9 protein-coding genes are annotated in these 13,175 nt (G+C 58.6%); 8 read left to right on the top strand and 1 reads right to left on the bottom strand.

Features of this window, described 5'->3' with window-relative positions:
- The first annotated feature begins 42 nt into the window (after positions 1-42).
- The 5 genes from FIU92_RS20580 to paaZ all read left to right on the top strand — a co-directional run bounded on the left by FIU92_RS20580 (position 43) and on the right by paaZ (position 6,312).
- Positions 43-1,062, top strand: coding sequence for a TRAP transporter substrate-binding protein (locus FIU92_RS20580; protein ID WP_152460572.1), 1,020 nt, complete (start codon positions 43-45; stop codon positions 1,060-1,062).
- A 57-nt stretch (positions 1,063-1,119) separates the two neighbouring features.
- Positions 1,120-1,623 carry a TRAP transporter small permease gene (locus tag FIU92_RS20575; RefSeq protein ID WP_152460571.1) on the top strand — a complete coding sequence of 168 codons (504 nt, stop codon included), beginning with the start codon at positions 1,120-1,122 and terminating at the stop codon, positions 1,621-1,623.
- Entirely contained in the window at positions 1,623-2,975 is a 1,353-nt protein-coding gene (locus tag FIU92_RS20570; RefSeq protein ID WP_152460570.1) for a TRAP transporter large permease, read from the top strand. Before FIU92_RS20575 ends, FIU92_RS20570 begins: the two co-directional genes overlap by 1 nt.
- Entirely contained in the window at positions 2,975-4,162 is a 1,188-nt protein-coding gene (locus tag FIU92_RS20565) for a cytochrome P450 (protein WP_152460569.1), read from the top strand. The genes FIU92_RS20570 and FIU92_RS20565 overlap by 1 nt, the downstream gene beginning before the upstream one ends.
- A gap of 119 nt (positions 4,163-4,281) precedes the next feature.
- The gene (gene paaZ, locus FIU92_RS20560; protein WP_152460568.1) at positions 4,282-6,312 is read left to right on the top strand and encodes a phenylacetic acid degradation bifunctional protein PaaZ; all 2,031 of its coding nucleotides are present in this window, start codon (positions 4,282-4,284) and stop codon (positions 6,310-6,312) included.
- A 325-nt stretch (positions 6,313-6,637) separates the two neighbouring features.
- Here paaZ and FIU92_RS20555 read toward each other — a convergent pair whose 3' ends face one another.
- The gene (locus FIU92_RS20555) at positions 6,638-7,090 is read right to left on the bottom strand and encodes an Lrp/AsnC family transcriptional regulator (protein WP_152460567.1); all 453 of its coding nucleotides are present in this window, start codon (positions 7,088-7,090) and stop codon (positions 6,638-6,640) included.
- Between the two features lie 115 nt (positions 7,091-7,205).
- On the opposite strand from FIU92_RS20555, the gene FIU92_RS20550 reads away from it, so the two are divergent.
- The 3 genes from FIU92_RS20550 to FIU92_RS20540 all read left to right on the top strand — a co-directional run bounded on the left by FIU92_RS20550 (position 7,206) and on the right by FIU92_RS20540 (position 13,165).
- The gene (locus FIU92_RS20550) at positions 7,206-8,405 is read left to right on the top strand and encodes a methionine gamma-lyase (protein WP_152460566.1); all 1,200 of its coding nucleotides are present in this window, start codon (positions 7,206-7,208) and stop codon (positions 8,403-8,405) included.
- Between the two features lie 14 nt (positions 8,406-8,419).
- Entirely contained in the window at positions 8,420-10,801 is a 2,382-nt protein-coding gene (locus tag FIU92_RS20545) for a 1-deoxy-D-xylulose-5-phosphate synthase N-terminal domain-containing protein (protein WP_152460565.1), read from the top strand.
- A gap of 387 nt (positions 10,802-11,188) precedes the next feature.
- On the top strand, positions 11,189-13,165 hold the full coding sequence (locus FIU92_RS20540; RefSeq protein WP_152460564.1) for a DEAD/DEAH box helicase: 1,977 nt from the start codon (positions 11,189-11,191) through the stop codon (positions 13,163-13,165).
- The last annotated feature ends 10 nt before the right edge of the window (positions 13,166-13,175 follow it).

Below are 13,175 nucleotides of genomic sequence, written 5' to 3'. Positions count from 1 at the left end.
AACGCATTCTCGAGTCATGTTTCACAGGGAGGAGACAAAACCATGAAGTTCACCAAGTTGAGCACCCTTTTGGCCTCGGCCGCACTGGCCGTTTCGGGCACAGTGGCGCTGGCGGCGGATTATACGCTGACGATTTCCAGCTGGGCACCGCCGACCCACGGCATCAACGCGAAGATGTGGCCGAAATTCGTGGAAATGGTCGAAGAAGCCACCGATGGCAAAGTCACAGCTGAACTGAAGCTGGGAATTGCCCCGCCGCCGGCGCAGATGGACCTTATCATGGATGGCGCGGCGGATGCGTCGATCATCTTCCACGGATACCAGCCCGGTCGTTTCGTCACCACCAAGATGATTGAGCTGCCCGGATATGAGGGCTCGGCCGAAGCGGCCTCGGTCGCGTATTGGCGTACATACGACAAGTATCTCAAGGCGGCGGACGAACATCGCGGTGTGAAAGTGATCGCCCTGCACACCCACGGCCCGGCACAGCTTCATTCCAGCAGCCCGGTGACCAAGCTCGACGAGGTATCGGGCCTCAAGGTGCGTATCCCGGGTGGTGTCGGCGGAGATGTCGGCACCGCGCTGGGCGCAACCGGAATTCAGGTTCCTGCGCCGAAAGTATACGAGACACTCGCGTCGAAAGCTGCTGATGGTGTGGTCATGCCATTTGAATCCCGCAAGGGTTTCAAGCTGACCGAAGTGGCGCAAAACGTATATGAAGTTCCGGGTGGCCTGTATCGCGGGTCATTTGCGTTCATCATGAACGAAGACACTTTTGCGGATCTTCCCGCCGATGTGCAGGCCGCTTTGGAAGAACAGGTCTTCGGCGAACCGCTGAGCCGCGAAATCGGTAAAATCTGGGATGAGATCGACGCGATCGGCCGTGAAGCGACCGAACAGACTGAGGGCAACGCGATCAATGCAGCCTCTGCTGAAGATCTGGAAAAGTTCAATGCGATCGCTACCGATGTGCGTGCCAAGGTCATCGAAGAAGTCAATGGCACCGGTGTTGATGCGCAAGCCGCTTATGACATGATCGTTAACGAAATGGCTGCCCAGTAACGCAGCCGGGCTGGCGGGGTTGACCCGCCAGCCATCTTCACCCGTTGGGGGCCAATCATGCAATCTATCGTGACCTTCGCGCGTCGCGTCAGTATCATTCCGACGGTGCTGGCCTGTGTGGCGCTGTTCATCCTGATGGTGATGACCTTTTTTGACGTCATCCTGCGCTCAGTCTTCAATGCTCCGATCGAGGCGGCAACCGAACTGACGCGGATTCTGATGGCGATCCTTGTGTTCTCGGTTTTGCCGATGATTTCGGCCGGGAAGGGGCAAATCGCCGTTGACCTGACCGATGGAATTTTTTCCCGCCTGCGGCTGAGCAGGGCGCGCGATGCGATAGTCTATCTGGTGTCCGGCATCATGCTGATCTGGCCGATTCAGCGCGTTTGGGTTCTGGCTGAACGTGCGCGGGATTACGGGGATGTCACCGAATACCTGTCGATCCCCGTCTTCTATGTCGGCTGGTTCATCGCCGCCTTCACCGCAATAACGGCCGTTGCGATGGTCATCACCGGTCTTTTGCACATTTTTGCCCCCCAAACCTTGTCGGAGCACGCCTGATGACTGCCGCACTGATCGGTTTCGCCCTTGTCTTGGTTCTTGTGTTGGTACGTTTGCCCATCGTGTTTGCGATGGGCCTCGTGGGGACGCTTGGGTTCGCATATGAACGCGGTGGCAGCATCCTGTCCGAGCGCGGGCTGAAGGCCGCCATGTCGATGGTGGGTCGCCAGATTACGGACACGGCACAGGACTATGGCCTTTCGGTCGTGCCACTGTTCATCCTCATGGGTCTGTTCGTAAACAAGGGCGGGCTCGCGCGCGAATTATACGCGGTCTCAAACGCCTTCCTGGGCCACTTCCGAGGTGGTATCGCCATGGCGACGGTTGCCGCCTGCGGCGGCTTTTCGGCCATTTGCGGTTCCTCGCTGGCAACGGCAGCGACCATGTCCAAAGTCGCGATGCCCGAGATGCGCCGGTACCGCTACTCGGATGAGTTGTCGACCGCGTCGATTGCAGCGGGGGGCACGCTGGGTATCCTGATCCCACCGTCGGTCATTTTGGTGATCTACGGCCTGCTGACCGAAACATCGATCGGCAAACTCTTCGTTGCGGGCATCATCCCCGGTGTACTTGGCATCCTCTTCTATCTGTTCGCGGTGCGCTGGACCGTTTGGCGCAGGCCCGAGGCCGGCCCCGCCGGTGAACGCCACGGCTGGGGCGAACGCCTGTCGGCCCTGCGCTCGGTCTGGGCGGTGTTGCTGCTGTTCTTCCTGGTGATCGGCGGCTTGTACGGAGTGTTCGATTTCTACCCCCTGAACCTGACCTTCAGCCCGACCGAAGCCGCCGGTATGGGCGCGATGGGGGCATTCCTGATCGCATTGTCGCGCGGCGGGCTGACCCTTGGGTCGACCTTTGAAGTGCTGAAGGAAACCAGCTTCACCGCAGCGGCGCTGTTCTCGGTTCTGATCGGGGCGCAGATCTTCTCGAATTTCATCAACCTGGCCGGTCTGCCCGAAGCGTTGATCGCCCTGGTCACCGCATATGAGGTGGAGCCCTTCGTCGTGATCCTGATGATCCTCGGGATCTACATCATTCTGGGATGCGTCTTTGAATCGCTGTCGATGCTGTTGCTGACGGTTCCGATTTTTTTCCCACTGGTCACGTCATTGGGATATGATCCGATCTGGTTCGGCATTGTTGTCGTCGTCGTGACCGAGATCAGTTTGATCACCCCGCCCGTAGGTCTGAACGTGTTCATTCTGAAAGGCGTGGTCGGGGACGTATCGACCGGAACAATCTTCAAGGGGGTCACACCGTTCTGGGTGGCAGACATCTTCCGTCTGGCTCTGATCGTTCTGGTGCCGTGGCTGGTTCTGGTCCTTCCCGAACAAATGGGAGCGATGGGTCACTGATGTTTTCTCTGACTGCGCTTCCGGACGGGTTTCATGCGGATCCCTATCCAACCTACGCCGCGTTGCGCGAAGACACGCCCGTCTGCTGGCAGCCCGATGGTTCGGTGGTCCTGTCGCGATATGACGACCTGGATCTGGTATACCGGGATACCGAGCGTTTCATATCGGATAAAAAGGCGGTTTTCGGCCCCAAATACGGTATCGACAGCCCGCTGTACGAACACCATACCACCAGCCTTGTGTTCAACGATCCGCCCCTGCATACCCGCGTCCGCAAGGTCATGGTCGGTGCGATGAACCCACGGGCGCTGGCGCAGATGGAACCGGGCCTGATTGAACTTGTCGATGGGCTGCTGGACGAGATGCAGGCCAAGCGCTCGGTAGAGTTGATCGAGGATTTCGCCGGTGCCATCCCGATCGAGATCATCGGCAACCTGCTTGGCATTCCCAGATCGGAACGTGGCCCTTTGCGGGATTGGTCTTTGGCTATTCTGGGCGCTTTGGAACCTCAATTGACGCCCGAGCAGGAAGAGTGGGGCAACCGGTCGGTATATGATTTCAAGGACTATCTTCGGCATGTCATAGAAGATCGCCGGGCCAATCCCGGAGATCCTGCGACGGATGTCCTGACACGTTTGATGCAGGATGACACCGATGGTGGCTTGACCGAGGTCGAGCTGTACCAGAACTGCATCTTCATTCTGAATGCAGGGCACGAGACCACCACCAACCTGATCGGCAACGCATTGGAACTGTTGGAACGGCACCGCGACAAACGGGCCGAGCTTCTGGCCAATCCGGATCTGATCAACACGGCAGTGGACGAGTTTCTGCGGCTGGAAAGCCCAAATCAGTTTGGCAATCGTCTGACCACCGAAGATGTAATGTTCCATGGTCAGACCATTCCGGCAGGTACGGACATTCACCTGTGTATCGGCGCGGCCAATCGCGATCCGCGGCAGTTTGCACAACCTGATGAGGTTGTATTGGATCGACGTCCCAACAAGCATCACGCGTTTGCCGGAGGGCCCCATACCTGCGTCGGCCTAACCTTGGCGCGTATGGAGGGTCGCGTGGCCGTCGGACGGTTTCTGGCGCGATTCCCGACCTATCGCATCACTGACGGCGCCGAACGCGGCGGCCGCATCCGGTTTCGGGGTTTCGCGCGACTGCCAGCGCAAGTCTGAGATGTGAGGTTTGGGTTGCCAATTCGCCAATTTATTGACCGACCGATCGGTTTATATTATGATTTCGTGAGACGGGCATATGGCCGCGCGAAGTTCACACAACAAATGAGGAGACGCTCATGACAATCCAACAGATTTCCAGCTTCGCGGCCGGTGAATGGGTTTCGCCCGGTGCGGGTGCCCGCAATATTACAAGCGCGGTCACCGGCGAGGTGATCGCCACGGCCGGCAATAGCGCGTTGGATGTGCAGGGGATGCTGGACTATGCGCGCAATGTGGGCGGGCCGGCGCTGCGGCAGATGACGTTCCACGAGCGGGCCAAGATGCTCAAGGCGTTGTCCGTTCATTTGGGTCAGCACAAACAGGCAATGTATGACCTGTCTTTCAGCACAGGTGCGACCCAGTCCGACCACTTGATCGACATAGACGGTGGTATCGGCACGATGTTCGTCTTCGCTTCGAAAGGTCGCCGCGAGATGCCGGACGGACATGTCTATCTGGACGGTGAGGTCGAGCAGTTGTCGCGCAATGGCACTTTTCTGGGGCAGCATATCTGCACCCCGTTGCATGGGGTGGCGGTTCACATCAACGCGTTCAACTTTCCTGTGTGGGGGATGTTGGAAAAGCTGGCTCCAACGCTTCTGGCAGGCGTTCCGGCCATCGTAAAGCCGGCGACGAACTCGTGCTACGTCACCGAACTATGCGTCCGGCTGATGCTGGACTCCGGCATTTTGCCTGCGGGCGCGTTGCAGCTGGTTTCGGGTGGTCTGGGCGATATGCTGGACCGTCTGACCATGCAGGACGTGGTCAGTTTCACCGGATCCGCGGAAACGGCGTCGAAACTGCGTTCCAACCCGGTGATTCTGGAGAATTCTGTTCGTTTCGTAGCCGAGCAGGACAGTCTGAACTGCTCCATCCTAGGCCCTGATGCCGAGCCTGGAACGCCGGAATTCGATCTTTTCGTCAAAGAAGTCCAGCGCGAGATGACCACGAAGGCCGGGCAGAAATGTACGGCGATCCGCCGGATCATTGCCCCAGAGCCTCAGGTGCAGGCGGTGATCGAAGCCCTGTCCGCGCGGTTGGCAAAAACGGTTATCGGCGACCCACGGCTGGAAACCACACGCATGGGCGCGCTGGTCTCGAACGGTCAGAAACGTGATGTTCTGGAAAAGGCGGCAATCATCGGGCAGGAAGCCGAGCGCGTTTTCGGCAACCCTGACGATTTTGAGGTTGATGGAGCAGATGCCGAGAAAGGCGCGTTCTTGCCGCCGATGTTGTACCACTGTGCCAATCCGGATGCGGCCCGACGCGTCCATGACACCGAGGCTTTTGGCCCGGTCAGCACGGTGATGGGGTATCGCGATCTTGACCATGCGATCGAACTGGCAAATCGCGGGCAGGGGTCGCTGGTGGCGTCGGTCATAACCCGTGACGCGGATGTGGCGCGGCACGTTGCCCTGGGGGCCGGGGCCTATCACGGGCGGCTGTATTTCAACAATCGCGACTCGATGAAGGAATCCACCGGCCACGGCTCTCCTCTGCCGCATATGGTTCACGGCGGCCCCGGACGCGCTGGTGGCGGCGAGGAGATGGGCGGTGTGCGTGGCGTGAAGCATTACATGCAGAGGACAGCCATTCAGGGATCGCCCGATCTGCTGACCGCGATCGGGAACAAATGGGTTCCCGGCGCGAACGAGGTCGAAGGGCCAGCCCATCCGTTCACGCGCCGGTTCCACGAGCTGGCGATTGGCGAGACCCTCCACACGGCGCCCCGTACAATCACGATGGAAGACATCGAACACTTTGCCAATTTCACCGGCGATACGTTCTATGCGCATATGGATCAGGCAGCGGCGGAACGGAACCCGTTCTTCCCGGGCCGTGTGGCCCATGGGTATCTGCTTTTGTCATTTGCAGCCGGATTGTTTGTTGAACCGAACGAAGGCCCGGTTCTGGCAAACACGGGTCTTGACGGGTTGCGATTCATGAAGCCCGTCGAGGCGGGTGATACCATCAAGGTGCGGTTGACGGTCAAGGCCAAGACTAAACGGAACGAGGAATACGGCGAAGTCCGCTGGCATGTCACCCTGACCCAGCAGGATGATGAAATGGTTGCGGAATATGAGCTTTTGACGATGGTCGCCTACTAGGCCCGGACCCCATTGAACTTGGCAGGTCAGCGTGTTCACGGTTCGAAAAAAACGAGCGGTGAACATGTCTGATCTTCGGGATACGTGCCAGAAACCAGGGTCGCAAACAGTGCTGGTTGCCTGCAAAGCACGCCAAGCGGCGCAATCGCGTCAAGATCTTGTTCGACAGGATCAAGGGCTGGCGGCGCGTCGCAACCCTGTGCGACCGAGGCTCAAAGGTCCTCTCGCCCGCGTTGCCATCGTCATTTGTCGGCTGTGACTCCTGATCCCCGCGCCCGTTGAACATGCACCTCAACCTGAGTTTGCAGATTGGCCGGGCGTTCCATCAGGGTGGAAAAACGGCGGTCTTCTTTACCGTTCCATAAACAAAGCTGGTGTCGATCGAAGCAATCCCACCGATCGGATGAATTCTGTTTCGAATGAATTCTTCATATGCCTCGAGATCCGATACCAACACCCGCAATTGGTAGTCCATCGCCCCGGTTAGCACGTGGCATTCAAGAACTTCGTCGATCATCCGAACGCGTTTTTCGAAATTCTGAACGTCCGTTTCATTGTGCCGCTCCAATCGGATCCGCACAAAAACGGTAATGCCTATGCCGTATGCGGTGGCGTCCACATCTGCGCTGTAACCCTTTATGATCCCGCGCGCTTCGAGGTTCTTGACCCGGCGCAGACAGGGCGACGGAGACAGGTTCACCTCGTCGGCAAGGTCCTGGTTCGTCATGCGCCCGTCCTTTTGCAACGCCCGAATGATTTGTCTGTCTTTTTCGTCCATTTCAACCTTAAACTTGGCAGAATCTGCCAATATGGATCGCGGTCTTGGTATTATTTGCAAGCAAAAGCCCAAAGTAAAGGTGCAAACTGTCGCCAGCTTGAAACAGGAGCTTGCAATGACTCGTTCAACCGGATTTGCCACCCGCGCCATTCACCACGCTTACAACCCTTTGGAAAATGACGGCGCCCTTACCCCACCGCTGCATTTGACGTCCACGTTTGCCTTTGAAACCGCTGAGGCCGGTGGAGAGATGTTTGCCGGTGAACGCGCAGGTCATATCTACAGCCGTATTTCGAACCCCACATGTGACCTTCTGGAACAACGCATTGCCGTGCTTGAAGGGGCCGAGGCCGGACTGGCCCTTTCCAGCGGCATGGGGGCGATCACGGCAGTGCTTTGGACCCTGCTGTCGCCGGGGGACGAAGTCATCGTGGACAAAACGCTCTATGGCTGCACCTTCGCCTTCATGCGCCACGGACTGGCAAAATGGGGGGTCACAATCACCCATGTCGACATGACAGACCCAGAGAACCTGAAAGCCGCCGTTTCCGACAAAACCCGCGTTGTCTATTTCGAAACGCCGGCCAATCCGAACATGCGCTTGGTGGACATCTCCGCCAGCGCCGAGATCGCGCATTCGGTCGGTGCAACGGTTGTCGTCGACAACACCTATGCCAGCCCCTATCTGACCCGCCCGATCGAGCACGGGGCGGATATCGTTCTGCATTCTGCCACCAAGTATCTCGGCGGGCATGGCGATGTGGTCGCTGGTCTGGTTGTCGGCACCGCCGAACAGATCGCCGAAATCCGCCTGGTCGGAATGAAGGATATGACCGGTGCGGTCATGGCCCCTTTCAACGCGATGCTGATCCTGCGTGGCCTGAAAACACTGAACCTGCGTCTGGATCGTCATTGCGCGTCCGCCGGGGTCGTCGCTGATTTCCTCGAGGCCCATCCCGCCGTCGGCGAGGTTTACTTTCCTGGGCTGAGAAGCTTTGCCCAGCATGATGTCGCGCAGCGGCAAATGTCCCAACCCGGCGCCATGATCGCGTTCGAGATCAAGTCCGGCCTGTCCGGTGGGATCGAATTCATGAATCGTCTGAACATGATCCAGCGCGCGGTGTCTTTGGGCGATGCCGAAACGCTGATCCAGCACCCTGCATCCATGACGCATTCGACCTATACCCCGGAAGAACGGGCCGAGCATGGGATCAGCGATGGTTTGATCCGTTTGTCCGTCGGGCTTGAGGATGTCGAAGATATCCTCGCAGACCTGGAGCAAGCTTTGCCTTATCCTGCCCGCAACGCCGCCTGAACCCGGAGACCGCCATGCACATTGATCCCACCCAGTTGAAGATCGTTGAACAACGTCTGCTATGGTTGTCACATTGGATGATCCACTATGCCAACCACATCCGGCCAAAGGTGGATGGGATCAAGGTTGGTGGCCATCAGGCGTCGTCTGCTTCGATGGTGTCGATCATGACCGCGCTCTATTTTTCGGCCCTGCGCCCTGAAGACCGGGTGGCTGTCAAACCCCATGCCTCGCCGGTTTTCCATGCGATGCAGTATCTTATGGGCAATCAAACGCGCGAGAAGATGGAAAACTTCCGTGGTTTTGGCGGTGTGCAAAGCTATCCCAGCCGGACCAAGGATATCGACGACGTTGATTTTTCCACCGGGTCTGTGGGTTTGGGTGTCGCGATCACCTCGTTTGCTTCGATCATTCAGGATTACATCAAGGCCAAAAGCTGGGGCTCGGATGCTCCGATGGGGCGGATGGTGGCCCTTGTAGGCGACGCAGAACTGGACGAAGGCAATGTTTACGAGGCTTTGCAGGAAGGCTGGAAGAATGACCTGCGCAATACGTGGTGGATCGTTGATTACAACCGGCAATCCCTGGATGGTATCGTCCGCGAAGGTCTGTTCGAACGGATTGAAAAGATCTTCGATGCGTTCGGTTGGGATGTCGTGCGCGTGAAATATGGGGTTCTGCAACGCGCGGCCTTTGAAGAACCGGGTGGCGATCGCCTGCGCGACTGGATCGATGCGTGCCCCAACCAGGATTATTCGGCTTTGACCTTCATGGGGGGCGCAGTCTGGCGGCAGCGCCTGATGGACGATCTGGGGGATCAGGGGGATGTGACCGCTCTGATTGAACGGCGGACGGATGCAGAGCTGGCGGCGCTGATGGAAAACCTTGGCGGCAATTGCGTCGAGACCATGGCCCGGACATTTGCCGCCATTGATCATGATCGCCCGACCTGTTTCCTGGCCTACACCGTCAAAGGGTGGGGCACCCCCATCGCAGGTCACAAGGACAATCAGGGCGGGCTGATGAACAACAGCCAGTTCGCCGCGTGGCAGTCGCATATGGGCGTGCCAGACGGCGAGGAATGGGAGCCGCTTGCGACAGTACAGGACCCCGCCGCATTCAAGGATTTTCTGGCCAGGGCACCGTTCTTTGCCAAGGGTCCGCGCCGCTATTTCGATGACAAGCTGGACATGCCAAGGATCGAGGTCGACACCAGCCGTGAAATCTCGACCCAGATGGCGTTTGGCAAGATCCTTGACGATCTGTCAAAAGGTGATGGCCCGTTGACCGAACGCATCGTGACAACCTCTCCGGATGTCACCGGCACGACTAACCTGGGGCCTTGGGTGAACAGGCGCAAGCTGTTTGCCCGATCCACGCAAGCCGATGCCTTCATAGAACATCGGATCCCTTCGACGGCGAAATGGGAATTCACGCCGGAAGGGCAGCATATCGAGCTTGGGATCGCCGAAATGAACCTGATGCTGCTTCTGGGAGCGGCGGGTCTGTCGCATTCCCTGTTTGGCAAACGTTTGATCCCGATCGGCACCGTCTATGACCCCTTTGTCAGTCGCGGCCTCGATGCGCTGAACTATGCCTGCTATCAGGATGCACGCTTTATTCTCGTTGGTACGCCGTCGGGCGTGACACTGGCACCTGAAGGCGGAGCGCATCAATCCGTCGGCACACCGCTGATCGGGATGAGCCAGGACGGGCTGGCTGCATTTGAACCCGCCTTTGCTGATGAACTGGCGGTGATCATGGAATGGGCCTTCGACTATCTGCAACGCGACGGTGAAGGACAACCGGACGAGCGCACATGGCTGCGCGATGAAACCGGCGGTTCCGTCTATTTGCGTCTGACGACCAACCCGATTGAGCAGCCCGGCAAACGCGTGGATGACGAGTTTCGGCAGGGTGCCATTGACGGGGCCTATTGGTTGCGAAAACCGGGGCCCAATTGCGAAGTTGTAATCGCCTATCAAGGTGCTGTCGCGCCTGAGGCAATCAAGGCCGCCGGTATCATCGGCGAGGGCCGGCGCGATGTCGGCGTTCTGGCCGTGACGTCCGCGGATCGGCTGAATGCCGGTTGGACGGCTGCACAACGCGCGCGGTCGCGCGGCAACCCCGCCGCACTATCCCACATCGAAACCCTGATGTCTGGTCTGCCAGCGCACTGCAATCTGGTCACCGTGATTGACGGGCATCCTGCAACATTGTCGTGGCTGGGCGCTGTGCGCGGTCATCAGACCATTCCGATGGGGGTCGAACATTTTGGCCAGACAGGAACGATCGGTGATCTCTATCGCCACCACTGCATTGATGCCGATGCCATCATCGAAAAAGTGAATGGTTTGACCCGTGGCAGAGTACTTCATCGGGCAACAGGGGCTTGAGATTGGGTCAACAAGATCAGGAACGATCCCGCTCGGGCTCTTGTTTGACCCATGTCGCATCGACGACGGTCATGTCATCGAAATGATCGGCGCGATTATGCGTGCCCGGTGCGTGTCTCCGACGCCCAACGGCAGGCATCTGCCGGCAAGATGTTGAATTCTGTACCCGCGTTGACCCAGGTTTGACGCGGCCCGGCCCTGACGGTTGCGTCAGGGTCCGACCTGTCAGGGTGTTCCCTTATGGGAAGCTTTTCGGCGAAAATGCCCGTTTTCCCGTCTATACAACCGGGGTGGCAGCCGGTATGGGGCTGTCTTTACACTTGGATGATCCGCTGATCGCAATTCCGCACAGCGCCTATCACCTGGCCGATACAAAGAACCACCACCGTGAAACAAACCATTGCAGATTCGCTAGCGCGCAAGGGCTATGATACATTGACCCAAGTTCAGCGAGCCGTCACCCTACCCGAGCTGGAAGGGCGCGACATGCTGGTGTCGGCCCAGACCGGATCAGGGAAGACCATTGGGTTTGGTCTGGCGATAGCGCACAGGGTGCTGGGCGATGAAGAAACGCTCGGCAAACCCGAAGCACCGTTGGCGCTGGTTGTCGCACCGACCCGCGAGCTGGCACTTCAGGTGAAACGGGAACTCGGCTGGTTGTATTCCGGAGCGGGAGCGTTTCTGGCCTCGTGCGTCGGGGGCATGGACATTCGGGATGAACGTCGCGCGTTGGCCCGAGGCGCCCATATCGTTGTGGCCACTCCGGGACGACTTCGCGACCATATCAATCGAGGGTCAATCGATCTGACAGCTATCCGAGCAGTTGTCCTGGACGAAGCGGATGAAATGCTGGATCTGGGGTTCCGCGAGGATCTTGAGTTCATCCTTGATGAAACACCCGCGGATCGTCAGACCTTGTTGTTTTCTGCCACTGTGCCACGCGCAATTGCCAATCTGGCCAAGCGGTACCAGCGCGACGCGGAACGTGTGAGCACGGTCGGCGAACAGACCCAGCATGCGGATATCGAGTATCGGGCCATGACGGTGGCGCCGCGTGATGGTGAAAACGCGATAATCAATGTGCTGCGATATTACGAGGCCCCCAATGCCATCGTTTTCTGCAACACCCGAGCAATGGTTTCGCGCCTGACCGCGCGCCTGTCGAACCGGGGGTTTTCTGTCGTGGCCCTGTCAGGTGAGCTGACCCAGAGCGAACGATCCAACGCGTTGCAGGCCATGCGCGATGGACGGGCCCGGGTCTGTGTCGCAACCGATGTTGCGGCCCGCGGCATCGATCTGCCCAACCTTGATCTGGTGGTCCATGCCGAACTGCCCAACAGCCATGAAACACTGCTGCACCGGTCTGGCCGCACGGGTCGCGCTGGGCGCAAGGGCGTCAGTGCCCTGATCGTCGCGCCATCATCGCGCAAAAAGGCAGAGCGCATTCTGAAATTTGCCAAGCTGACAGCGGAATGGGGATCGGCCCCGTCTGCCGATGAGGTGAACGAGCGTGATCAGGCTCGGATGCTGGCATCAGAGGACTGGCAGGTCGAGGTCACGGAAAGCGAACGCCCGTCTGTTGAAAAACTGATTGCTCGCTTCACGCCCGAACAAATTGCAGCCGCTTACCTGAGGCAATACAAACTGCGCCATTCCGCCCCGGAAGAGCTGTCGGCGGTCGATCAGAACGCCCCAAAGCCACGCGCATCTTTTGGGCCAGGCGTCTGGTTTTCATTGTCCGAAGGGCACAATCAGAATGCGTCCCCCCGTCATATGCTGCCGATGATCTGTAAGGCGGGTGGTCTGACAAAAGACGACATCGGTGCCATCCGGATTGCCGAGGACGTAACTTATTTCGAAATCAGTGAAGCCAGTGTCGACCGCTTTCTGACCGCCATTGGTCCAGAGATGAAAATCGAAGAAACCAAAGACCTTGTGCGGTTGGACAAAGCACCGGACCTGTCGTCAACCGGTCGGTCCGGTCTCAAAAGAAAGTTCAAAGGCAGACCTACGGGACACAAAAAGGAAAACTCTCCGGCTGAGCGGAAAGCCCACCGCCGCCAATCCAAGCCCGAGGTTCAGCCTGCCCAGACCGTGCCCGCGACCGAAACCCGCCGAGCGTCGGATGACGACGCAAAAAGCCAGTTCAGCGCTTCGGGCGCAAAACCGAAAAAGCGCAAGCCCGGCAGTGTCGAGCAAAGGAGAGGTCGCTCCAAACCAGCCGGAGACGCGCCGAAAGGTCCGCCGCCGCCAAAGGGCAAGCCAAACAGCAAGAAGAATCGAGCACGCGCGGCGGCCGTCAAATCCGCCAAGGGTGGCAACGCAGTTCCAAAACGTCGCAAATCCGGACCCAAGGGCAGTTGATTTCCGCCAC

Origin of the sequence: Ruegeria sp. THAF33 (assembly GCF_009363615.1) — a bacterium.
Classification (GTDB): domain Bacteria; phylum Pseudomonadota; class Alphaproteobacteria; order Rhodobacterales; family Rhodobacteraceae; genus Ruegeria.
This window is presented reverse-complemented; position numbering and strand designations above follow the sequence as displayed.